Below are 23,218 nucleotides of genomic sequence, written 5' to 3'. Positions count from 1 at the left end.
CAATGGAACATTTCGATGTCGTCATCGTGGGATCGGGGCACGGCGGTGCGCAGGCAGCCATCGCCCTGCGGCAGAACGGCCATGAGGATACGATCCTCATGGTCAGCCGCGACCGCAATCCACCGTACGAACGACCGCCGCTGTCGAAAGAATATCTCGCGGGCGACAAGCCGTTCGAGCGGATCCAGATCCGGCCCGAGAAATTCTGGGCAGACAAGAATGTCGAGCTTCGTCTCGGCAGGAACGTCAACGAAGTCGATCCGATTGCGCGCGAACTGGTTCTGTCGGACGATACCCGGATTACCTATCGCAAGCTGATCTGGGCTGCCGGTGGCGATGCCCGACGGTTATCCTGCCCAGGCAGCGATCTGGGCAGTATTCACTATGTGCGAACGCGGCGCGATGTCGATACGCTGAAGGAAGAACTGGCCGGAGGCGCAAAACGGGCTGTCATAGTCGGCGCCGGCTATATCGGGCTTGAGGCGGCGGCGGTGCTGCGCAAGCTGGGCTGCGAAGTTACCGTGGTGGAAATGCAGGACCGGGTCCTCGCACGGGTCGCGGGCCCCGAACTTTCGGATTTCTATGCCGCCTACCACCGCGAACAGGGTGTCGACTTGCGGCTGTCCACCGGGGTCGAGGCAATCGAAGGGGCAGATGGCCGGGTCAGCGCTGCTCTGACCGATAGCGGCGAGAAGATCGCCTGCGACGTCATCATCGCCGGCATCGGCATCGTTCCCTCCGTCGGAGCCCTGATCGCCGCAGGAGCGGCAGGATCGAGCGGCGTCGATGTCGATACGTTCTGCCGTACGACGCTGGACGACATCTACGCCATCGGCGACTGCGCGGCGCATGCCAATCCCTACGCCAACAACAAGGTCATCCGCCTCGAGTCAGTACAGAATGCCAATGACATGGCCACGGTCGCTGCGAAGGCGATCATGGGCGACAAGCAGGATTACGATGCAGTCCCATGGTTCTGGTCGAACCAGTACGACCTGCGACTGCAGACTGTCGGGATCTCCATCGATCATGACCGGGCGGTTCTGCGCGGCGATCCGGCGGACAAGAAATTCAGCGTGGTCTATCTGCGCGAGGGGCGGGTCGTGGCGCTCGATTGCGTCAACAACACCAAGGATTACGTTCAGGGTCGCAAGCTGGTGATGGACCGCGCAGAGATCGAGCCGGAGCTGCTTGCGGACGCGACTGTTCAGCTCAAGGAGCTGCGCTGATCCGTGCAAGCGCCCAGCGGGCGGCATCGGCGACGACGGGGTCTTCATCCGAACACAGACCGCGCACGAGCGGCGTCAGACCGGCGGAACCGCTGTTGCCGGCAGCGTAGAGACAGTTGCGCACGAAGCGGTTGCGGCCGATGCGCTTGATGGGCGAGCCGGAGAAGAACTGGCGGAAGCCGGCATCGTCGAACTGCAGGAAGGCTGCGAGGTCGGGCGCGGCCAGTTCCTGGCGCGGGGCGAGCTTCAGATGGCGGTGCGCGGCATCGGCGAACTTGTTCCAGGGGCAGACGGCCAGGCAGTCGTCGCAGCCGTAGATGCGGTTGCCGAGGAGGGGGCGGAGATCTTCCTCAACCTCGCCCTTATGCTCGATGGTCAGGTAGGAAATGCAGCGACGCGCATCCAACTTGTAGGGGCTTGGGAAGGCATCGGTCGGGCAGGCATCCTGACAGGCGCGGCAGGAGCCGCACAGGTCGCGGCCCGGGGTATCGGGCGCGAAGTCCATGGTCGAGTAGATCGCGCCGAGAAACAGCCACGAGCCGTGGTTGCGGCTGACCACGTTCGTATGCTTGCCCTGCCAGCCGATCCCGGCCGCTTCACCGAGCGGCTTTTCCATCACCGGAGCCGTATCGACGAAAACCTTGAGCTCGCTTTCGGGCGCACGTTCGATGAGCCAGCGCGCCAGGGCCTTGAGCGTCTTCTTCACGACATCGTGATAATCGCGCCCCTGGGCATAGACCGAGACACGCGCCTTTTCCGGCTGCGATTCCAGCGCAAGCGGATCGATGTCGGGCGCATAGCTCATGCCGAGCGCGATCACGCTTCTCGCTTCGGGCCATAGCCCCTGCGGCGAGGCGCGCTGGGCCTTGCGCGCTTCCATCCATTCCATCGACCCGTGACGGCCTTCGCCCAGATATTCTTCGAGCCGCGCGGCACGCTGCGGATCGGGCGCAGCCGAGGTGAAGCCGCAGGCGACAAAGCCCAGCCGCTGCGCCTCCTTGCGCAAATCATCCTGCAATTCCGCGTTAACCACGCTTGCGTGTGCTCCCGTTCACTGCCAGCCGCTATCGATGCGCCCATGCTTACCGAGACAGGCACCATGACGCGACCCCCGGCCGACGGCCATCGACCGCTCGCTATCGAGGCACGCGGACTGGTCAAGCGCTTCGACGACACGCTGGCTGTCGACGGGGTGGATATTTCCGTGCCCGAAGGCGCGATCTACGGCATTCTGGGCCCCAACGGCGCAGGCAAGACGACGACACTGCGGATGTTGCTGGGCATCATCGACCCCGACGAAGGCGTGCGCCGCGTGTTCGGCAACGACCGCCCGCACGAAGTTGCCAAGCTGATCGGCTACCTGCCCGAGGAACGCGGCCTGTATCCCGCAATGAAATGCGACGATGCGATCGCGTTCATGGGCGCAGTGCGCGGCCTGCCGCTGGTCGAAGGCAAGGCGCGTGGACGTGAATTGCTGGAAGGGCACGGCATGGGCCATGCGATCGACCGGCAGATCCGCCAATTGTCGAAGGGCATGGCGCAGACTGTACAATTGCTCGGCACGCTGGTGCATCGCCCGAAGCTGGTGGTGCTGGACGAACCGTTCAGCGGGCTCGACGCGATCAATCAGGGCAAGCTGGAAACGATGATTCGCGAGCTGGCCCTGGGCGGAACGACAGTCATCTTTTCCACTCACGTCATCCACCACGCCGAACGGCTGTGCGATGAAGTGGCGATCATTGCCGGAGGCAAGGTGCCCTATGCCGGATCGGTGGATGTGGCGCGCGACCGCATTCCTGCGCAGGTCCGGTTGGAGACGCGCACCGGCGAAGGGTTGTGGTGCAGCGCCCTTCCTGCAGATACCCGCCACGACGTGAAGGCCAGCGGCAGCCATTTCTGGTATTTCCCCGTGCCAGAGAGCGGAATCGAGGCTTTGCTGAAACCCCTGATCGAGGGGGAAGCCGGAATCCTGTCACTGTCGATCGAGCGCGCCGGCCTGCACGATGCCTTCGTCGAGATAGCTGGCGAAGCAGCGGCCCGCGCGCTTCGCGAAGGCAGCGCCGAAGGAACCGGGCAATGAGCGATACCACGCGCCTGTCGCTGTTCGAAGCGGCCCGCGTCGTTGCCCGGCGCGACTTCCATGCCATCCTGTTCAGCCGGGCATTCTTCTTTTTCCTGCTCGGCCCCCTGTTCCCGATCATCATCGGTGCGATGGCGGGCGGGATCGGCGGCCAGGTGCAGCGCGATGCAAACACCAGGCTGGTGGCCGTTGCCATGAGCGAACCCGATGCGCAGGCAATGGTCGAGGCCAGAGCCCGGCTGGCGCCGCAAATCGGGATGGCGCTGCCCGAACTGGGCATTGCCAGCAGCGCTGAAAAGCCCGAGGCGATCCTGCGCGAAAAGGGCAGGAATTACATCGCTGTCGTCAGTGGCACACCCGGGGAGCCGCAACTGACCGGCCCGCAGGACAGCATCGATTTCTGGCGCGGCCCGATCGCCCTGATCGCTGCGGAGGCGCGGACGGGAACTGTCGCATCCTTCCCCGCAGTCCGGGAGAACCCGGTCGAGACCAGTGTCGCTGCGCAACGCACCGACCGCATCCGTACGGCGCAGGCTGGGCAATTGCTGCTTTTCCTGCTGATGATGCTGCTGGCTGGAATGGTGCTGTCCAATCTGGTCGAGGAAAAGGCGAACAAGGTCATCGAGGTCCTCGCAGCGGCCATTCCGATGGACGCCGTGTTTCTGGGCAAACTGGTCGCCATGCTGGGCGTCAGCTTCGTGGGGATCGCCGTGTGGGCCGTAGCGGGCGGGGCGATAGCCTTGCTGGCCGGGAATGCCCTGCCGCAATTGCCCGAACCGGCGCTGGGCTGGCCGCTCTTCATCGCCTTCGGGATCGTCTATTTCGCAATGGGCTATCTGCTGCTGGGGTCGCTGTTCCTGACGATCGGCGGAATGGCGGCGACCGTGCGCGAAGTGCAGACCATGTCGATGCCTGTCACCATGGCGCAATTGCTGGTGTTCTTCCTGGCCGCTTCCGCGATCACCAGCCCTGGATCGCCCCTGGAGATCGGCGCCGCGATGTTCCCGCTATCCTCGCCTTTCGCGATGCTGGCCCGCGCCGCGCAGTCGGAAGCCTTGTGGCCGCATATTCTCGCCTTGGCCTGGCAGGCCCTGTGCGTGATCCTGTTCGTGAGGTTCGGCGCGATGATCTTCCGGCGGCGCGTGATGAAATCGGGCAAGGGCGGACGCGCGCGAAAGCCGCGGTTCGGGAGGGCGCGATCGGCGTGATGCCGGCAATCGCAGGGCCCTGACCGGCGAAGCTGACCGAAAGATCGGTGGCGATTTGCAACGCACTATTGACACACGTGTCAGTTAGGGCAGGATGGCGGGAAAGAGGGAGGCTGAACGTAAAGAATCGCCCCCTCTCGAGAGGAGAGAGACATGGCAACCGCTGCAATCGAACGCCCCCAGTGCCGTACATCGCCCAGTGCCCATCAGGCGCTGAAACAGCATTTCGCGGAACACCCCGAAGACAAGCTGCATCATCCCCACAAATGGGATGTCAGCCGCAGCGATATCTATGCCGAGAATACGTGGCATCCGATCTTCCGCGAAATGCGCGAAGCCGGGCCCCTGCACTATATCGATGACAGCCCCTTCGGTCCGTACTGGGCCGTGGTCGGTCACAAGGCGATCCAGCATATCGAGGCCCTGCCCGATACGTTCTCTTCAAGCTGGGAGCATGGCGGGATCACTATCCTCGAGCGACTGACCGATGAGCAGCTTGCCGAGCGCGGGCTGGACGAACGCCGCGAACTGCCGATGTTCATTGCCATGGACCGGCCCCAGCACACCGGCCAGCGGCGCACCGTTGCGCCCAAGTTCACGCCCAGCGGCATGGCCGAGATGGAAGGCGAGATTCGCCAGCGCACCGGCGAACTGCTGGATTCCCTACCCCGCGGCGAGGTGTTCGACTGGGTCGACACCGTCAGCATCGAACTGACCACCGGCATGCTGGCGATCCTGTTCGGGTTCCCCTGGGAGGACCGCCGCCTGCTGACGTTCTGGTCCGACTGGTCGGGCGACACGGAGCTGGCCACCGTACGCGAGCTGGACGAGGTGCGCTGGGGCATACTTCAGGAAATGGCGGCCTATTTCCAGTCGCTATGGATCGAGCGCACGCACGACAAGGAACCGGGCGACGATCTGATTTCCATGATGATCCATTCCGAAGCCATGAACCAGATGAGCCCGCAGGAATTCATGGGCAATCTGATCCTGCTGATCGTTGGCGGCAACGACACCACGCGCAATTCGATGAGCGGTTTCGTCTATCAGCTCGACAAGAATCCCGAGCAGCGCAAGCTGTTCGAGCAGGATCCTTCGATCATTCCGAATGCCGTGCAGGAAATGCTGCGCATGCAGACCCCGCTGGCCCATATGCGCCGCACCTGCGTGGAAGACACCGAGGTATTCGGCCAGCAGATCAAGGCCGGGGACAAGGTCGTGCTGTGGTATCTATCGGCCAATCGCGACGAGGAAGTGTTCGAAAACCCCGACAAGCTGGACCTGACCCGCGAAAACGCCCGCCGCCACATCGCTTTCGGTTATGGCATTCACCGCTGCGTGGGAGCCCGGCTGGCCGAACTACAGCTGCGCATCTTGCTCGAAGAACTGCACAAACGGCGCATGCGGGTGCATCTTGCCGGGGACATCGAGCGGGTCAAAGCGAACTTCGTCCACGGCTTCCGCAAGCTCGAGGTCGAAATCACCGATTTCTGAGGCTGTGTAACCTTTCACCCGTTTCAAGCGTAGGTTCAGGCGTGGGGTGCTATTCCCCATGCCATGAACCGAGACACCATGACTCAGCATACCCTCAACCGTCGCCGCCTGCTCGAGTGGGTCGGCGCGTCCGTCAGCTTTGCCACACTGGCCGCCTGCGGCTCCGGCCGAGCCGAAGCCAAGAATTTCCCGGTCAAGCTTTCCGAGGCGCAATGGCGCAAGAAGCTGACGAAACAGGAATTTGCGGTGCTGCGCGAGGCGGCGACCGAACGGCCCTATTCCTCGCCGCTCAATGACGAGAAGCGGGCCGGCACATTCGTGTGCGCGGGATGCGGCAACGGGGTCTACAGTTCCAAGACCAAATATGATTCCAAAACCGGCTGGCCCAGTTTCTGGCAGGCGCTGGACAAGGGCGCGGTCGGCACCACCACCGATTACAAGATCGGTTATCCGCGGACCGAGGTCCACTGCGCCGACTGCGGCGGCCATCTTGGGCATATTTTCGATGACGGCCCCAAGCCGACGGGCAAGCGCCACTGCATCAATGGCGCAGCGATGGACTTCAAACCTGCCTAGGCCGTCCGGCCGAGGTCCGGATTACATCGTGTCCTGCACCAGGATCGGGCACTGGACCCTGACGGCGAGCATGGCGAATTCGCGCAGGGAGAAGGTGTCTTCGAACACCAGGCCGTAGTTGGCATCCCTGCGCCAGCGCACTTTGCAGCGCACATCGGGCATATGTTCGCAGCCGATCGTCAGCCGCTGATCGATGGCGAACACGTGGTCGCATTCGATGCGCGAGCCCTGCTGCGACAGGTTGACGGTGAACGCCTCCGTCCGTCCGGCAAGGCTGGTGACCGTCAGCGGCAGCATGATGTTAAGCCGCAGGGCGCGTTTGGGATAACTCCAGTTTTCGCGAATCAGGCGATCGACGGCAACCGGCGCGGCGAACCGATAGCTGGCATCGAAGCCGTCGCTGCGGACCAGTTCGAGTTCGTAGGTTTCGCCGTTCTGGAGTTCGAGCGCGACCGCCTTGTCCGTCGGCAGGGCATGGAAGGTCCGGATCGACACGCCGGTCGACGACACGTCGCGGATTACGCAGACGAATTCGCCCTGGCCGCAAACGAGCTTCGCGGCGCGGATGAGCGACACGAAACGCGGTGCGCCGCGCTGATCGGCGGTGTCGGAAGGCGCCTGTTCGCCCGTGTCGAGTCCGTTGGTGTAATCCATCGTCCCTTGCTTCCCGATTGCACACAGCCGCGTACTGGCTGCTGCGGCAACACTGCACGAACACCCCTTCGAACCGCGCTAATAAGCGGTTAGGGGTTAATGCGGAGATAAAACGGGTACAGTAGCGGGACGGATACCGCACGCGGCTGGTACGGGTGGCGGGACTCGAACCCGCACGAGCAAAGCTCAGGGGATTTTAAGTCCCCGGCGTCTACCATTCCGCCACACCCGCTTGCAGCGCATCGCCCTAGTCGCTGCCGGGCGGGCGGGCAATCACGGTTCGCACATGGGCGAACAGTTCATTCCTGGTTGAGGCGTTTGCGCATGTCCTTGCCCGGTTTGAAGTAGGGCACGCTCTTGGCAGGAACGTCGACCGTTTCGCCGGTGCGGGGGTTGCGGCCCTTGCGCGCTTCGCGTTCGCGCGTGGAAAAGGCGCCGAAGCCGCGCAGTTCCACCCGACCGCCTTCGGCGAGACGCTGGGCGATTTCTTCGAAAAAGATATCGACCACCTGCTCGACCTCTTCTGCGCGCAATTCTGGATTGTCCTGCGCCAGCGCGGTGAGGAGTTCGGATCGGATCATAGGTGTGCTCCCGGCCTCTCCGGCCGCAAATTTCTGGTTCCAACGCGACCCTTGGAAACCCGCAGTTTACTGCGCGATTCCCGCCTTACGACTGTGGCAGAAGCCGGGTCAACCCGCAAGGCGGCCCGGCAGAATTTCGTGTGTTTCTCATGCTTCGGCAAGCAGTTCGCGGGCCGATACGCCCAGCCGGTCCATGCGGGCTCTGATTTCGGGCCATTCCTCGCGCAGGAAGGCCTCGCGCTCGCTCTTGCGCAGGCGGCCGGCCGCGCCGGGCACGACATACATGCCGACGCCGCGCTGCACCTCGACGAGGCCATCGTTCTGGAATTGCTGGTAGGCCTTGGCCACCGTGAGCGGATTGGCGCCCTGTTCCGCCGCCAGCGCACGGACCGAAGGAAGCATATCGCCTTCCGCATACCGGCCATCGATAATCGCCGCTGCGATCATGTCGCGCAGCTTGAGGTAGACCGGCTTTGACTGGTTCTTCATCGTCATTTCCCCGCGACAGACTGCTTCAGTGCCATAATACACCGCGTCGCGCAAGGTTCCCGGCAGCGCAGCGTTCAGACAGCCGCAAGCCGGTCACTTGTGTAACTAATGCTTCACATGGGCGCGCGAACCGTTAGTGTGCGCGCTTCTTCGGGGAGGAGGCTGTGGGTCGCATGGCTTCCGATACAATTGATGAGGTTTGCCAAATATGGCCACGCAAGCATTGCCAGATGGGGATTCGGCAGGGACGTTCTTCGGCCACCCCAAAGGGCTTTTCGTCCTGTTCTTCGCCGAAATGTGGGAGCGTTTTTCCTATTACGGCATGCGCGCTCTGCTGATCTTCTATCTCGTTCAGCACTGGCTGTTCAGCGATAGCGAAGCATCGATCATCTACGGCGCCTATACCGCGCTGGTCTATATCGCGCCGGTGGTCGGCGGATACCTGGCCGACCGTTATCTCGGTCAGCGCAAGGCGGTGCTGTTCGGCGCCGTTCTCCTTACTTTCGGCCACTTCTTCATGGCGTTCGAAGGCGATGGCGGACAAGGTTCCGCGATCATGAACGTGTTCTGGCTGGCGCTGGCGCTGATCATCGTGGGCTCCGGTTTCCTGAAAGCCAATATCTCGGTGATGGTCGGACAGCTCTACCCGCGCACCGACATCCGCCGCGATCCGGCCTACACGATTTTCTACATGGGCATTAATATGGGCGCGGCCCTGGGATCGCTGCTGTGCGGCTATCTCGGTATGCACCCGGATTATGGCTGGTCCTATGGCTTCGGCGCCGCCGGCGTAGGCATGCTGCTTGGCCTGGTGGTATTCATCTGGGGCAAGCCGCTCCTGCTGGGCCGCGGGGAACCGAAAGATCCCGCAGCACTCAAAGGTGGCCGTGAGATCGGAATTTATGCCGTCGGCCTCGCCATGGTCGGCCTTTGCTGGCTGGCGATCCAGTATCAGGAACTGGTCGGATGGGTTCTGGCCGTCTTCGGCCTGGGCCTGGTAACCTATGTGCTGTGGATTGCAGTGGCCAAGCTGCCTGCGGAGGAACGCGACCGCATTTTCGCCGCGATGTTCCTGATATTCGTTTCGATCGTCTTCTGGGCGCTGTTCGAACAGGCAGGCTCGAGCCTCAACCTGTTCACCGACCGTCATGTCGACCGCTCCATCGTGGGCTTCGAGCCGACCGCTGCGATGTTCCAGTCGCTGAATGCGATCTACATCGTTCTGCTCGCGCCTGTATTTGCCGGATTGTGGCTATGGCTCGGGCGACGTGGCTGGGAGCCGTCCACGCCGATGAAGTTCGGTCTGGGCGTCGTTCAGGTCGGGCTGGGCTTCCTGGTTCTCGTTTGGGGCGCACAGGCGGTGGGTGTCGGCGTTCCGACCCCGGTGATCCTGATCTTCCTGATCTACCTGCTGCATACGACCGGCGAACTCTGCCTCAGCCCGGTTGGCCTTTCCGCGATGAACCGCCTCAGCCCGGCACACATGGCCTCGCTGATCATGGGTACCTGGTTCTTTGCATCCGCCACCGGTAACTTCGCGGCTGGCCTGATCGCTGCCGCGACCGGCGCCGAGGGCGTTGGCGAAGAGTCCGGCAAGCAGGTCGTACTCGGTGTCTATTCGACGGTGGGTTGGTACGCGATCGCCATCGGCATCGTCGTGATGCTCATCAGCCCCTTCGTGAAAAAGCTGATGCACCTCGATTCGCTTAAGGACGATGTCGAAGGCGACGACCTGCTCGGGCAGGCCGAAGGTCCGGGCGAACCGCAGGGTGCCGGGATCCATCCCGAAACCCGCCCGCGTGTCTGACCGGGGCGCGGGGTCAATCGGCAAAACGCCGGCTGGCACCGACGAATGTATTTGACCGCATGGGCCGGGGCAGCAATGCTCCGGCCCGACTGATTTGGGGGTTTCATGACTAGATTTGCCTTGCTTGCCTGTGCCGCAGCATTCGTTGTGGCGGGATGTTCAACGACCGGCGGCGGCGACACCGCATCGGCTTCGTCGCGCGACTGGACCGCACCCGTCGGCAAGGATGGCAATGCGCCGTTCCCTTCCACGTATAAACCCTATCCCGGACGCCCGACCGCACTGGTCGGCGCCACGATCTACGACGGTCGCGGCGGTCGGATCGACAATGGCACGGTCCTGTTCCGCGACGGCAAGGTTGCCGCCGTGGGCGATGCATCTCTTTCCACGACGGGATACGATGTCGTCGACGGCAGCGGCAAGTTCGTCACCCCCGGCGTGATCGACATCCATTCCCATCTGGGCGACTATCCCACCCCCAGCGTCGAGGCCCATTCCGACGGCAATGAAGCGACCGCCCCGATGACGCCCGAAGTCTGGGCCGAACATTCGGTCTGGCCGCAGGACCCCGGATTTACCCGCGCGCTCGCCAACGGGGGCGTGACCGCGCTGCAAATCCTGCCCGGATCGGCCAATCTGACCGGCGGGCGTTCGGTCACCCTCAAGAACGTTTCCGCCCGCACAGTGCAGGGCATGAAATTCCCCGGCGCACCCTACGGCATGAAGATGGCCTGCGGCGAAAACCCCAAGCGGGTCTACGGCAGCAAGGGACGGATGCCTTCGACGCGGATGGGCAATTTCGCGGTCAACCGGCAGATGTGGCTCGATGCTCAGGCCTATGACGGCGAAAAGCGCGATCTCGGCAAGGAAACGCTGAAGGGCGTTCTCGACGGCGAGATCCTGGTCCACAATCACTGCTACCGTGCCGACGAGATGGCGCTGGTGATGGATATGGCCAAGGAAATGGGCTATAAGGTCACCGCCTTCCACCACGCGGTCGAAGCCTACAAGATCGGCGATCTCCTGCGCGAAAACGACGTGTGCAGCGCCGTCTGGGCCGACTGGTATGGCTTCAAGATGGAAGCCTATGACGGCATTTTGGAAAATGCCGCTTTCCTCCAGCGCGAAGGCGCCTGCGTCGTCATCCACTCCGACGATGCGAACGGCATTCAGCGTCTCAATCAGGAAGCCGCCAAGGCGCAGGCTGCCGGGCGTCGCATCGGCATCGATATTCCCGATGCCGAAGTGGTGGGCTGGTTCACCTACAATGCGGCCAAGGCCATGGGGATCGGCGACATGACCGGCAGTCTCGAGCCCGGGAAGATGGCCGACGTCGTGCTGTGGAACGGCAATCCGCTGTCGGTTTATACAAGGCCGGAGAAGGTCTGGATCGACGGGGCGCTGATGTATGATGCCATGGATCGCAAGCGCCGACCGGTGAGCGATTTCGAACTCGGCCAGCCGGGCGAAGGAGACGTGAAATGAGCAAGGCCAGCAAGCGTCTCTCCCCCCTCGGTGCCGTCGGCATCGCTCTTGGCCTCGTCGGCGCATTCGTCGGTCATTCGGCCAGCGCGCAGGATGTCGCCATCACCGGGGTCACGGTTGCGACCGGCGATGGAAGCGAGCCCGTCGAAAATGGCGCCGTGCTCGTTCGCGGCGGCCGCGTGGTCTATGCCGGGCCCGCGTCCGGAATGCCTGCCTCGGGCGGCGCGACCGCCATCGACGGACAGGGTGCCTGGGTTACCCCGGGTATCGTTGCGGCGATCACCACGCTCGGTCTGCTCGATGTCGGCGGTGTCGGAGAATCGAACGACAGTTCTGCCCGCAACTCGCCCTTCAGCGCCGCGCTCGATGTGGCACCGGCGGTCAATCCCAACTCGCAGCACATCCTCGTCCACCGCGCTGCCGGGGTGACCCGCGCCGCGACCACGACATCGCCCTCGGCCTCTATCTTCGCTGGCCAGGGCGCGATCATCGATCTCGGCGCCGATCCCGACGCCGTAATGCGCCCGCGCGCCTTCCAGATGGTTGCGTTGGGTGAGCAGGGCGGCCGGATTGCGGGGGGCAGCCGCGTCGCTGCGCACGTCCTGTTCCGCAATGCGCTGCGCGAAGCGATGAAGCTGGGAGAGGACGCACGCATCCCGGGCCGGTCGTCGGCGCGTCCCGAAACCGATTTCGGCGACGATGTGCCGGTCGATCCGCGTCTGTCGGGCGAATATGCCGAGCGTGCCGGAGACGTGTTGCTGACCCGGTTCGACGCGTCGGCGCTGGTGCCGGTGGTGCGCGGAGAACAACTGCTGCTGGTTGCGGTCGAACGCGCTTCGGACATCCGCAGCGTGCTCGCGCTCAAGAAGGAGTTCCCGCGGCTCGACATGGCGCTCGTGGGTGCGAGCGAAGGATGGCTTGTCGCGAAGGACATCGCCGCTGCGGGTGTTCCCGTCATCGCCGACGGGCTGGACGATCTGCCCGAAAACTTCGAGGAGCTGGCTTCGACGCAGAGCAATATCGGCCGTATGGTGCAAGCCGGCGTGACAGTGGCGATCAATGCCAGCGCCATGGAAAATCCGCGCAACCTCAACCAGTATGCGGGCAATCTCGTAGCGCTTGGCCGCGTACCGGGCGCGGCGGGGCTTTCCTGGGGACAGGCGCTGGCGGCGATCACCTCAGTGCCTGCGCGTATCCTCGGCATCGATGGACGTGCCGGGACGCTGGCGCAGGGTGCGGCGGGCGATCTGGTGGTCTGGGATGGCGATCCGCTCGAGGTCGGTTCGACACCGGTAAAGGTGTTCATCGATGGCGTAGAGCAACCGCTCGAAAACCATCAGAGCCGCCTGCGCGATCGTTATCGCGACCTCGATACGAACGACCTGCCCAAGGGATACGACTGGTAACGCCATGAAGGAAATGCGCACCACCCTGCTCGCACTGGGCGCCGCTGCGGCGGCCGTGAGCTTTCACGCGCTGTATGCGCAGGATGCGCCTCCGGTCGACCGGTCGCAGGACATCGCCTGGATGAACGCGCAGCAAGCCTATCTCACCAAGCTGGATGCAGCAGGTGGCTGGCGCGTGATGCCCGGCGGCCTGCGCTGGCGCTATGTCGACCATGCGGGAAGCGACGAAAAGCCGAGTGTCGAGGACACGGTGACCGTGCACTATGCTGGCACATTCATCGACGGCACGACATTCGACAGTTCGTTCGACCGGGGGGAACCGGCAACCTTCCCCCTCGGTCGGCTGGTCAAGGCGTGGCAGATGGCGATCCCCGAGATGGGTGTGGGCGACACGATCGAGATCGCAGCACCGGCAGACCTTGCCTATGGGGCATCCGGCAAGGGCCCTATACCCGGCGGTGCGACCCTGCTGTTCAAGGTGCAATTGCTCGGCATCGAAAAGGCCGACTAACCCTGAAAATTACGCGGCGCTTGCAAAGCCGGGAGGACATGGTAGTTATGTTGACGCCGTAAACATAAGGTGCGTCACGATGGATCCTGCACTCATTTCCCTGCTGGCCGCGTCGGTGGCATTCGTTGGCAGTCACTTCGCCCTCTCCCATCCGCTTCGCGCGCCGCTGGTCGGCACGCTGGGAGAGAATGGCTTCCGCATTCTGTATTCGCTGGTCGCGCTTGCCACATTCATCTTGGCAGCGACGGCGTTTCGCAGCGTGGGCGCGGGCGGAACGCCGCTATGGGGCGGCATGAGCGATGTGATCTGGATCGTCGTCACGATAATCATGCTGGTCGCGTCGGTTTTGCTGGCGGGCAGCTTCGTGCGCAATCCGGCCCTTCCCGATCCGCGGGCAACCCGGAATGCCGCATTGCCCGTGCACGGCGTCTTCCATGTCACGCGGCATCCGATGATGTGGAGCTTCGCCCTCTGGGCCGCTGCCCATGTTCTGGTCAGCCCGACGCCGCGACAGTGGATCATGGCCGGGGCGATCGGATTTCTGGCGCTCGCGGGCGCCCACATGCAGGACCGCAAGAAGCGGGCGATGATGGGCGATGCCTGGGACGACTGGCAAAGCCGGACCAGCTACTGGCCGCGCTTCGGAAAGCTGGTGCAGGCGGGCGCGACCGCCTGGATCGGGGGCCTGCTCATCTGGCTCGGGGCCACCTATGGCCATATTCACGCCAATGGCATGCCCGCCGGAATATGGCGGTGGGTGGGCTGACTAACGCCCTTCGAAACGGGGTGCGCGTTTTTCCAGCAGCGCGTCGATGCCTTCCATGTGATCGTCGGTCAGGTGCATGAGCGCCTGCGTATTGGCCGCCATCTCGAGCGCCGTATCGTAGCTGATGGATCGACCCTGCCGCATCAGGTTCTTGGCCTGCCGCAGTGCGTGGGGCGGCATGGCAGCCACCTTGGCAGCCAGCGCGCGCGCCTCGTCCATGAGCGTCTCGCCCGCGACGACGCGGCTGACGAGACCCCAGTCGAGTGCCGTTTGCGCATCGATCACGTCACCGGTGTAGAACAGTTCCGCCGCGCGCGCCTCGCCGATGATGCGCGGCAGGATCCAGGTGCCGCCATCGCCGGGAATGATGCCGAGCTTGAGAAAGGTAACGCCGAACTTCGCCCTGTCGGAACCGATGCGCATGTCCGCAAGACAGGCCAGATCGCAACCCAACCCGATCGCTGGCCCGTTCACCGCCGCGATCAGCGGCACGCGCAGCCCGTAGAGTGCGCGCAGCACCTTGTGGATGTTGTTACGATAACCGTCCGAAATCTCCGGCGCAGTTCCGCCGAAGGTGCCCGTCCGCTCCTTCATCGCCTTGATGTCGCCGCCCGCACTGAAGGCCCGCCCCGCCCCGGTCAGGATCACGCAGCGAACATCCATGTCCGCGTTGATCGCATCGCAGGCCGCCGCGAAGGCATCCCCGTCGCCCTTCGCGCCGAGAGGATTCATCGTCTCGGGACGGTTCAGGGTAAGCGTGGTGACGTGATCGGCGGCGTGGGTGGTGAGCAGGGTCATGGGCGGAAGGTCCTTTCATAGGCTTCCATGCCAGCGTGGGCACGCTTCGTCACCCATGAGCGGAGGACAGCGCGGTCCAAGCCGATCAGTCCTCGCGGGTGTACACACCCCGGAGGATCGAGCGCCATGAGCGTTTATTGACCAGCCTTTGATACATGAGGCCGCAGGCGAGCAGCGCGATCAATCCGCCGAAGGCCGTAATGAACGCGCCCGACACTGTTGCTATGGCGACGACCGTCATCAGCGGAATCATGACCGTGAACCATCTGTGCCACGCCTTCCGGATTGCGTGCTGCCGATTTCCCTCGTCGGACATCTCGCCCCCCTTTCCCAGGAAGAGGTACCAGAGGCGACGGCGGCACCGCAACCCAGGAGCAGACAGGGGTCGGTGCGACTTACGCGCGGGCTTCTTCCACGCCGGCGCTGTTGTGACGTAGCGCGTTAAGCACCGTATCGACGATGTGCGGCGCGTTGAGACCTGCCTCGTCATACTGCTTGTCGGGATCGTCCTGATCCTGGAAGATGTCAGGCAGACGCATGGTGCGCACCTTGAGCCCCGCGTCGGTCAGACCTTCGTCGCTGGCAAAGGTCAACACATGCGCGCCGAGGCCGCCGATGGCGCCTTCCTCTACCGTCACCACAACCTCGTGGCTGCGCATCAGCTTCTCGATCAGCGCGGTATCCAGTGGCTTGGCAAAGCGCATATCGGCCACCGTGGTCGAAAGGCCCTTGGCCTCGAGCTGATCGGCGGCCTTCTTGGCTTCTTCCAGCCGGGCACCGAGCGAGAGGATGGCGACCTTGGTGCCTTCACGCACCACACGGCCCTTGCCGATTTCGAGCTTTTCCAGCTGGTCCGGAATTGCCACACCCGTACCGCTACCGCGTGGGTAACGGAAGGCGATCGGGCCATCGTCATACTCGGCCGCCGTGTAGGTCATGTGCGCCAGTTCCGCCTCGTCGGCAGCGGCCATGACCACGAAATTGGGCAGCGTGGCGAGATAGGTAATGTCGAAGCTTCCAGCGTGGGTGCAGCCATCGGCGCCGACCAGCCCGGCGCGGTCGATGGCGAAGCGTACGGGCAGGTTCTGGATCGCCACGTCATGCACGACCTGATCGTAGGCGCGCTGCAGGAAGGTGGAATAGATCGCCGCGAAGGGTCGCATTCCCTCGGCTGCGAGACCCGCCGCGAAGGTCACGCCATGCTGTTCGGCAATGCCGACATCGAACGCCTTGTCCGGATGCGCCTTGGCGAATTTATCGACGCCCGTTCCGCTGGGCATGGCGGCGGTGATGGCACAAATGCGCGGATCGTCGTTCGCCAGCTTCGCCAGCGTTTCGCCGAAGACGTTCTGATAGGCGGGCGGACCGCCCGTCGATTTCTTCTGTTCGCCGGTGACGACATCGAATTTGGCGACGCCGTGGTACTTGTCGGCGCTGTTTTCGGCGGGGGCATAGCCCTTGCCCTTCGTGGTCACGACATGGATCAGGACCGGGCCCTGTTCGCTGTCCCGCACGTTTTCCAGCACCGGGATGAGATGATCGAGATTGTGCCCGTCGATCGGGCCGACGTAATAGAACCCGAGTTCTTCGAACATCGTCCCGCCGGTCACCATGCCGCGGGCGTATTCTTCCGCCTTTTCGAGACCGCCCCACACCCTTCGGCCCATCTTGCGCGCGATGCGCGATGCCATGGAGCGCAGACCGAGATATTCGCTGCTGGATACCATGCGCGCGAGGTATGCGGACAGCCCGCCAACCGGCGGAGCGATCGACATGTCGTTGTCGTTGAGGATCACAACCAGCCGGTTGCCTGCCTGTTCGGCATTGTTCATCGCTTCATAGGCCATGCCGGCGCTCATCGCGCCGTCACCGATCACGGCAATCCCGCGCCCCGGGCGATTCTGCATCTTGTTGGCCATGGCGAAGCCCAGCGCAGCCGAGATCGAGGTCGAGCTGTGCGCAGCACCGAACGGATCGTATTCGCTTTCCGCGCGCTTGGTGAAGCCGCTCAGCCCGCCGCCCTGGCGCAGGGTGCGGATACGGTCGCGGCGCCCGGTCAGGATCTTGTGCGGATAGCACTGATGCCCGACGTCCCAGACCAGCTTGTCTTCAGGCGTATTGAAAACATAGTGAATCGCCGTGGTCAGTTCGACCACGCCCAGACCCGACCCCAGATGGCCACCGGTCTGGCCGACCGCGTCGATCATTTCGGCACGCAATTCGTCGGAGAGTTGCCGCAACTGGTCCTTGCCGAGCTTGCGGAGATCGTCTGGGGTATTGACCGTATCGAGCAACGGCGTCTTCGGGCGACTTGTCATAACATGTCGCTCTACACCCACATAACGCGGCTGTCGACAAACGGCTGGTCGCTAGCGACGACCAGCACGCCGCCGCATGTCAGCCGGCGCAATCGTCGCACAGACCGCGCAACTCGACCACGGGGCGCACATCGGTAAACCCTGCATCCTTGCCCGCATCGCGCAGGGCGCCGGTCACCCGGTCGTCGTCGATATGCGTGGCTTTTCCGCAATCGTCGCAGATCAGGAAGATGCAGTCGTGCCTGCAGCCGGGATGGGTGTTCACGAGATAGGCGTTGGCGCTTTCGATCCGGTTGGCCAGATTGGTCCGTACGAACAGGTCGAGGATGCGGTAGACGCTGTTGGGCGCCACCCGCTTTCCGCGCGAGCGCGATAGATTATCGGCAATGTCGTAAGCGCTGGCCGGTTTGTCGTGCTGGGCCAGTTCTTCGAAGACGGACTGGCGCATGCCGGTCCATTGTTCCCCGCTGCCTGTCAGCGTCGTGCGGGCGGCGTCGATCAGAGCGTCGCCTTCGTGTTCCTTGTGGGAATGTACATGTCCAGCCATGCGCCAAAAGGTAGGGCGCGGCGCGCCCCTGCGCAAGCTAGTCGCGCTGGAAGCTCGCGGAATAGACCCCGGGGTACATGGCTTTCAGTGCCTTCACCTTGGGTGCATCCCAGCGCACGATATACCCGTTGCGCGGATTTCGAACCATGAAGTCCTGATGATAGGTTTCTGCCGGGTAGAAAGCCTGCGCGCGCTCGATCTTGGTGACGATCGGCTTCGACCACAGGCCCGCGCCTTTCAGCTGCGCGATATAGGCCTTGGCGACGGCATTCTGTTCGGCCGACATCGGCACGATGGCGCTGCGATACTGGGCACCGGTATCCGGACCTTGGCGATTGAGCTGCGTCGGGTCGGCAACGACCGAGAAGAAGATGCGCAGCAACTGATCGTAACGGATCACCTTGGGATCGTAGGTGATCTTCACCGCTTCGGCGTGATCGGTAATGCCGCTGGACACCAGATCGTAACTGGCCTGGCGTTCCGTACCGCCATGATAGCCCGAGACGGCACTTTTCACGCCCTTCACATGGCTGAACACTGCCTCCACGCCCCAGAAGCAGCCACCTGCGAAGATCGCGGTCTTCAACCCGCTTTCCTTGGCAATACGCTCCGCCTGCGGCGCATTGACCGTCGCTTCGGCGGCAATGGCCGGCTGCTGGCAGGCGGAAGCCGCCAGCGCCAGCGCAAGACCGGCAAATGTCGCCCGCATACGCATCAAAGTATCGCTGCGATCAGTTGCGGCACGGCAGAGAGGATCTCTCCGCTGTTCACAAGCAGGATGGCAACGGCGCCGGCACCGAAGCCGATGCCGAAATTGCGATAGAGGTCGGGGGTAAAGAGGCTCATGGGGGTTCTTTCGTCAACGTGTCCCACATGGTTACACACGCTGCCATTGCAACGCGCTTAATGCGTCCGTCGTCGTATATTCAGCTTCGTTTATCGAACGGGCCGGCTCAGTGCCGGAAGTGGCGCATCCCGGTAAAGACCATGGCGAGGCCATGTTCGTCGGCTGCGGCAACCACCTCGTCGTCACGGATGGAACCACCCGGCTGGATGATCGCGGTGGCCCCCGCCTCGGCGGCGGCCAGCAGACCGTCCGCGAAAGGGAAGAACGCATCCGACGCCACCGCGCTACCGACCGTGCGTGACGTGTCCCAGCCGTATTTCTCTGCCGCTTCCGCAGCCTTCATGGCTGCGATTCGGCTGGAATCGCGGCGGTTCATCTGGCCTGCGCCGATACCGGCGGTGGCGCCGTCCTTGGCATAGACGATCGCGTTGGATTTAACGTGACGGGCCACGGTCCAGGCGAACAGGCAGTCCTTCAGTTCCTGCTGCGTCGGCTGCCGCTCTGTCACGACTTTAAGATCGGCCTCGCTGATCGCGCCATTGTCCCGCGTCTGCACCAGGAGGCCGCCGGTGATCGGCTTGACCAGCAGACCGCCGCGCCGCGGATCGGGCAGATCGCCCGTGACGAGAAGGCGCAGATTCTTTTTCCTGGCAAAGACAGCCCGCGCTTCTTCGCTTACCGATGGCGCGATCACGACTTCGGTGAAGATTTCGCAGATCGCTTCGGCGGTCGGCCCATCCAGTTCGGTATTGACCGCAACGATCCCGCCAAAGGCCGAAACGCTGTCGCAGGCGAGCGCTTCGTTCCATGCCTCGAGGAGGCTGGACGCCTGCGCCACACCGCAGGGGTTGGCGTGCTTGACGATGATCACGGCAGGTTCGCCGCCGGCGAATTCGGCGCAAAGCTCCAGCGCGGCATCGGCATCGTTGTAATTGTTGTAGCTGAGTTCCTTGCCCTGCAGCTGCTCCGCCTGCGCGATACCGTGGCCATGCGGACCGGCGGGCGTATAGAGCGCTGCTTTCTGATGCGGGTTTTCGCCATACCGCAGTTCCACCGGCGCGCGGCCGTTGACGGCCAGGAAATCGGGGAAGAGCTGCTGCTGATCGGCAAAGGCGAACCACTGGCTGATCATCGAATCATAAGCGGCAGTCGCGGCAAAGGCCTTGGCCGCGCATTTGCGGCGGAAATCCAGCGACGTCGCCCCGGACGCTTCGAGTTCGCCCACAAGCGTATCGTAATCGGCGGGATCGGTGACGATCGTGACGAACTGGTGGTTCTTGGCGGCGCTGCGCACCATGGATGGTCCGCCGATATCGATATTCTCGATGATTTCGTCCCGCTCCGCGCCCTTCGCGACAGTGGCTTCGAAGGGATAGAGATTGACCACGACGAGATCGATCGCACCGATTTCGTGCTCTTCCATGGCTGCGGCATGCTCGGAATTGTCGCGTACCGCCAGCAATCCGCCATGGACCATCGGGTGCAGCGTCTTCACGCGCCCATCCATCATCTCGGGAAAACCGGTCAGATCGGAAACGTCCCGCACCTCGAGACCTGCATCGCGGAGGGCCCTGGCGGTACCGCCGGTCGAAACCAGTTCCACATTTTTCGCCGCGAGCGCCTTGCCCAGATCCACCAAGCCGGTCTTGTCGGACACCGAAAGCAGTGCCCGCTTGATCGCCACGTCGGTCATGAATTTCTATCCCATGCGTTTGAGCAGCCAGGGGAAGCGACCCCCGCTGCGCGATGTCAGTCCTTCGACGACAAGCTGCTTCGTGGCCCGCGGGCGGCCTTGCCCGTCGACCCAGAGGCTGTCCTCGATCGCGATTTGCGCCTCGCCGCTATCGCCTCCGAGCCGGAATTGCCAGTAGCTTCCGTCGGGCAGGGCAAGCCCTGCGCCGCGCATGTCGTCCGACAGCCCGGCATCGATCCCGTGACCCAGATGGAACCGGATCGCAAAGGCGATCTTGCCGCGCTTGCCCTGGCGGCCCGATGGTTCAAGGACGTCTTCACCCGACAGGCCGGATCCGTCCGCGCCCAGCAGCAGCGTACGCCGATGGATCAGGCCATATCGCGCGGCATAGCCATTGTGCGAAGCCTCGAGGCGCACGGCATCGCGTCCCTTCTGCTTCACCACGTTACGGGCGATATCCACTTCCTCTACGCCCTTGCCGATCTGCCCCTTGATCAGCACGGCGGTGGAATTGGCATCGTCGAGCACCAGCGTCGAATGGGCGGCCGTGCCGCGCAGGCCCTGCTCGATCCGCACCGGCACCTGCCCTCCGGCAAGTTCGGATCCGCCGCAATTGACGATGATGCGCTGTTCGCCGTGCGAAAATTCAAATGCCAGGGTGGAAGCGCAGCCGTGGCGTGCATGCCGCGCCCGCGGCGGCGGCGCGGCATCGAACACCAGCACAGCCCTGCCCGCATCGGCGCGCTGATAGCCCCAGTACCGGCTGTCCTTGATCGGGCGCGTGCGCACGCCGCTGGCCCGGATCAATGCATCGACCTGCTGGCCAGAAGTTGCACCTGCGCCCTGCCAGCTACCCAGTGCGCGATCGCTCATCCGCAGCGTCAGCAAGGGGGGCACCAGCAGGCCAAGCATCGTTTCGAGTGCCGGCGGTGCGTCGCGGTCGACAGCTTCGTAACAGGCCCGCAGGTCAACCAGCAGCGCGATCGCTTCCATTTGCGCCAGTGGGCTGCGCGACAGCACGCCGCCGTCCTCGCTCACCAGTTCCCCCAGCGCGCGCAGCAGGCCCGCTTCGCCGAACAGGCGGCGCGGGCGGCCATCGGGCAGCAGCAACCCGGCGGCAACGATGGCGCACCAGCCTGCGACCTGCCCCAGTCGATCTTCCGCACGGGCCACTTCACGGTCGAGGAAGCGCGCGGTCGCTTCCATCGATTCGAGCGCGCGCGAACGCAGACGGGCATCGCCCGACAGGATCAGCGGCGCCCCGACCAGCCATGCCATCAGCCTCAGACCGGCATGCTCGACCGTCCATGCCGGGCCTTTGGCGGGCACCGGATTGGCTTTCAGCCAGCGGGCGAGCAGGTCCTGCCCGATCGCGGCGCAATCTTCCCGCGGAGCGCAGGCGCCAAGGTCGCGCAACCAAGTAAATCCCTGCACCGCGCGCTGGACGGGCGGGGTAAGCTGGGCGTTGCTGGAGAAATCGACCTTGCCGACCGGAACCTTCAGCCCATGAACCAGGAATTGTCCGGCCCTCAGCGCCACACCCGCTGCGCGGTCGCCCTGAAGCGGGCTGACGACCGTCGCCAGCAGGCGCGGCGCCGCAGGCTTGCGCAGCGGTGCGGCCAGAACGGAACCGGGCACGCCCAGGCGATAGGCCCAGCGCACCATGCCATCCACCGGGCCGGTGCGGGGCGGCTGGAAGTCTGCCAGAACAAGGGTCCGCGCGGATTCGAGCGGGACCGTCTCGGGCCGTTCGGGCACCGTCTTTTCCACCAGGGGTTCGTCCATATCGGATAGGGGCAATGCAGGGGCATCGCCATTGTCCAGAGCGCGCCGATCCTCGCGCAGGAGAGTGCGCGCGCTGTCTGTCATGATTGTCCCTTCAATGCCGCGATATTGGCAGCGTAACGGTCCGGCCCGCCCTTGAAGGTGGCCGAACCTGCAACAAGAACATCGGCCCCCGCATCGACGCAGAGCCGCGCCGTTTCGGCATTGACCCCGCCGTCCACCTCGAGGTGGATCGCGCGGCCGGTCCGGTCGATCATCTTCCTGATCGCTTCGACCTTCTTGAGCTGCGAATGGATGAAGCTCTGTCCGCCGAACCCGGGATTGACGCTCATCACCAGTACGAGATCGACCTCGTCGATCAGGTAGTCGAGCATCTTGGCCGGGGTGCCCGGATTGAGCACGACGCCGGGCCTGGCACCGGCGGCGCGAATTGCCTGCAGCGTGCGATGGATATGCGGGCCCGCTTCGGGATGGACGGTAATGAAATCGGCCCCCGCTTCGGCGAAGGCATCGATATAGGGATCGATCGGCGAAATCATCAGATGGACGTCGAAGGGCTTGTCCGTATGCGGACGCAGCGCCTTCACGACAGCCGGGCCGATGGTGATGTTGGGCACGAAATGCCCGTCCATCACATCGACGTGAATCCAGTCTGCACCCGCCTTGTCGATGGCGCGCACTTCCTCGCCCAGCGCGGCAAAATCGGCGGAAAGGATCGAAGGGGAAATCAACGGGGTGGTCATGCGGGCGCTTTTGCCTTGGTCGCGTGTGAGCCTTGGCTCGCCCTACGCGCGCGAAACGAGCGTTAACAAGCGAGGGTGATGGCCTTTTCCACACCGCTCGCACGCAATGCGCAATCCCGCTTCTGCCGAAACGAGGCAGCATGAACGCTGCTTGCGCCGAAAATTCAGCCGCAATTCAGCGCAATCTGTTAGAACGCGCGA

23 protein-coding genes and 1 tRNA gene are annotated in these 23,218 nt (G+C 63.7%); 10 read left to right on the top strand and 14 right to left on the bottom strand.

Going from position 1 to position 23,218, the window contains the following annotated elements; translation table 11 throughout:
* The first annotated feature begins 2 nt into the window (after positions 1-2).
* Positions 3-1,229, top strand: a complete 1,227-nt coding sequence (locus tag KYK83_RS01995) for an NAD(P)/FAD-dependent oxidoreductase (RefSeq protein ID WP_222826996.1) — start codon at positions 3-5, stop codon at positions 1,227-1,229.
* Here KYK83_RS01995 and queG read toward each other — a convergent pair.
* A complete protein-coding gene (gene queG / locus KYK83_RS01990; RefSeq protein ID WP_222826995.1) occupies positions 1,213-2,262 on the bottom strand; it encodes a tRNA epoxyqueuosine(34) reductase QueG in 1,050 nt (349 codons plus the stop codon). The two genes, KYK83_RS01995 and queG, sit on opposite strands and share 17 nt — an antisense overlap.
* Positions 2,263-2,307: 45 nt before the next feature.
* Here queG and KYK83_RS01985 point away from each other — a divergent pair, with 45 nt between their 5' ends.
* The 4 genes from KYK83_RS01985 to msrB all read left to right on the top strand — a co-directional run bounded on the left by KYK83_RS01985 (position 2,308) and on the right by msrB (position 6,587).
* A complete protein-coding gene (locus KYK83_RS01985; RefSeq protein ID WP_248284194.1) occupies positions 2,308-3,309 on the top strand; it encodes an ABC transporter ATP-binding protein in 1,002 nt (333 codons plus the stop codon).
* Entirely contained in the window at positions 3,306-4,517 is a 1,212-nt protein-coding gene (locus KYK83_RS01980) for an ABC transporter permease (RefSeq protein ID WP_222826994.1), read from the top strand. The genes KYK83_RS01985 and KYK83_RS01980 overlap by 4 nt, the downstream gene beginning before the upstream one ends.
* 153 nt (positions 4,518-4,670) lie before the next feature.
* Positions 4,671-6,011, top strand: coding sequence for a cytochrome P450 (locus KYK83_RS01975; RefSeq protein WP_103023922.1), 1,341 nt, complete (start codon positions 4,671-4,673; stop codon positions 6,009-6,011).
* A gap of 78 nt (positions 6,012-6,089) precedes the next feature.
* On the top strand, positions 6,090-6,587 hold the full coding sequence (gene msrB / locus KYK83_RS01970; RefSeq protein WP_103024104.1) for a peptide-methionine (R)-S-oxide reductase MsrB: 498 nt from the start codon (positions 6,090-6,092) through the stop codon (positions 6,585-6,587).
* A 21-nt stretch (positions 6,588-6,608) separates the two neighbouring features.
* On the opposite strand, the gene KYK83_RS01965 is transcribed toward msrB, so the two are convergent.
* The 4 genes from KYK83_RS01965 to KYK83_RS01950 all read right to left on the bottom strand — a co-directional run bounded on the left by KYK83_RS01965 (position 6,609) and on the right by KYK83_RS01950 (position 8,311).
* Positions 6,609-7,241, bottom strand: a complete 633-nt coding sequence (locus KYK83_RS01965) for a PilZ domain-containing protein (protein WP_103023921.1) — start codon at positions 7,239-7,241, stop codon at positions 6,609-6,611.
* A 147-nt stretch (positions 7,242-7,388) separates the two neighbouring features.
* Positions 7,389-7,473: transfer RNA gene (locus tag KYK83_RS01960), tRNA-Leu, on the bottom strand.
* A gap of 67 nt (positions 7,474-7,540) precedes the next feature.
* Positions 7,541-7,822, bottom strand: a complete 282-nt coding sequence (locus KYK83_RS01955; protein ID WP_103023920.1) for an integration host factor subunit beta — start codon at positions 7,820-7,822, stop codon at positions 7,541-7,543.
* Positions 7,823-7,969: 147 nt separating this feature from the next.
* The gene (locus tag KYK83_RS01950) at positions 7,970-8,311 is read right to left on the bottom strand and encodes a GntR family transcriptional regulator (protein ID WP_196847175.1); all 342 of its coding nucleotides are present in this window, start codon (positions 8,309-8,311) and stop codon (positions 7,970-7,972) included.
* Between the two features lie 208 nt (positions 8,312-8,519).
* Here KYK83_RS01950 and KYK83_RS01945 point away from each other — a divergent pair, with 208 nt between their 5' ends.
* The 5 genes from KYK83_RS01945 to KYK83_RS01925 all read left to right on the top strand — a co-directional run bounded on the left by KYK83_RS01945 (position 8,520) and on the right by KYK83_RS01925 (position 14,286).
* A complete protein-coding gene (locus KYK83_RS01945; protein ID WP_103023918.1) occupies positions 8,520-10,118 on the top strand; it encodes a peptide MFS transporter in 1,599 nt (532 codons plus the stop codon).
* A gap of 105 nt (positions 10,119-10,223) precedes the next feature.
* Complete coding sequence (locus KYK83_RS01940; protein WP_222826993.1) at positions 10,224-11,603, top strand: amidohydrolase; 1,380 nt, start codon at positions 10,224-10,226, stop codon at positions 11,601-11,603.
* Positions 11,600-13,009, top strand: a complete 1,410-nt coding sequence (locus tag KYK83_RS01935; protein WP_222826992.1) for an amidohydrolase family protein — start codon at positions 11,600-11,602, stop codon at positions 13,007-13,009. The genes KYK83_RS01940 and KYK83_RS01935 overlap by 4 nt, the downstream gene beginning before the upstream one ends.
* Positions 13,010-13,013: 4 nt before the next feature.
* A complete protein-coding gene (locus KYK83_RS01930) occupies positions 13,014-13,520 on the top strand; it encodes an FKBP-type peptidyl-prolyl cis-trans isomerase (protein ID WP_222826991.1) in 507 nt (168 codons plus the stop codon).
* 79 nt (positions 13,521-13,599) lie between these two features.
* Positions 13,600-14,286 (top strand): NnrU family protein, encoded by a 687-nt coding sequence (locus KYK83_RS01925; protein WP_222826990.1) that lies wholly within the window; start codon positions 13,600-13,602, stop codon positions 14,284-14,286.
* Here the strand turns inward: KYK83_RS01925 and KYK83_RS01920 are convergent, their stop codons facing one another.
* From KYK83_RS01920 to rpe, 9 genes are all read right to left on the bottom strand, one after another.
* The gene (locus KYK83_RS01920) at positions 14,287-15,084 is read right to left on the bottom strand and encodes a crotonase/enoyl-CoA hydratase family protein (protein ID WP_222826989.1); all 798 of its coding nucleotides are present in this window, start codon (positions 15,082-15,084) and stop codon (positions 14,287-14,289) included.
* A gap of 85 nt (positions 15,085-15,169) precedes the next feature.
* Positions 15,170-15,400 carry a hypothetical protein gene (locus KYK83_RS01915; RefSeq protein ID WP_222826988.1) on the bottom strand — a complete coding sequence of 77 codons (231 nt, stop codon included), beginning with the start codon at positions 15,398-15,400 and terminating at the stop codon, positions 15,170-15,172.
* Between the two features lie 79 nt (positions 15,401-15,479).
* Entirely contained in the window at positions 15,480-17,402 is a 1,923-nt protein-coding gene (gene dxs, locus KYK83_RS01910; RefSeq protein WP_222826987.1) for a 1-deoxy-D-xylulose-5-phosphate synthase, read from the bottom strand.
* A 79-nt stretch (positions 17,403-17,481) separates the two neighbouring features.
* Positions 17,482-17,949 (bottom strand): Fur family transcriptional regulator, encoded by a 468-nt coding sequence (locus KYK83_RS01905; RefSeq protein ID WP_103023910.1) that lies wholly within the window; start codon positions 17,947-17,949, stop codon positions 17,482-17,484.
* Between the two features lie 37 nt (positions 17,950-17,986).
* Positions 17,987-18,664 carry a peptide-methionine (S)-S-oxide reductase MsrA gene (gene msrA / locus KYK83_RS01900; RefSeq protein WP_430298962.1) on the bottom strand — a complete coding sequence of 226 codons (678 nt, stop codon included), beginning with the start codon at positions 18,662-18,664 and terminating at the stop codon, positions 17,987-17,989.
* Positions 18,664-18,795: a hypothetical protein gene (locus KYK83_RS17370; protein WP_255407940.1), complete on the bottom strand. Its 132-nt coding sequence runs from the start codon at positions 18,793-18,795 to the stop codon at positions 18,664-18,666. Before KYK83_RS17370 ends, msrA begins: the two co-directional genes overlap by 1 nt.
* 107 nt (positions 18,796-18,902) lie before the next feature.
* The gene (purH, locus tag KYK83_RS01895; RefSeq protein WP_222826986.1) at positions 18,903-20,489 is read right to left on the bottom strand and encodes a bifunctional phosphoribosylaminoimidazolecarboxamide formyltransferase/IMP cyclohydrolase; all 1,587 of its coding nucleotides are present in this window, start codon (positions 20,487-20,489) and stop codon (positions 18,903-18,905) included.
* Between the two features lie 6 nt (positions 20,490-20,495).
* Positions 20,496-22,358 (bottom strand): heparinase II/III family protein, encoded by a 1,863-nt coding sequence (locus KYK83_RS01890; RefSeq protein WP_103023907.1) that lies wholly within the window; start codon positions 22,356-22,358, stop codon positions 20,496-20,498.
* On the bottom strand, positions 22,355-23,017 hold the full coding sequence (gene rpe, locus KYK83_RS01885; protein ID WP_103023906.1) for a ribulose-phosphate 3-epimerase: 663 nt from the start codon (positions 23,015-23,017) through the stop codon (positions 22,355-22,357). The genes KYK83_RS01890 and rpe overlap by 4 nt, the downstream gene beginning before the upstream one ends.
* Between the last annotated feature and the right edge of the window lie 201 nt (positions 23,018-23,218).

Origin of the sequence: Qipengyuania pacifica, from assembly GCF_019857205.1 — a bacterium.
In the GTDB taxonomy this organism is placed as follows: Bacteria; Pseudomonadota; Alphaproteobacteria; order Sphingomonadales; family Sphingomonadaceae; genus Qipengyuania; species Qipengyuania pacifica.
This window is presented reverse-complemented; position numbering and strand designations above follow the sequence as displayed.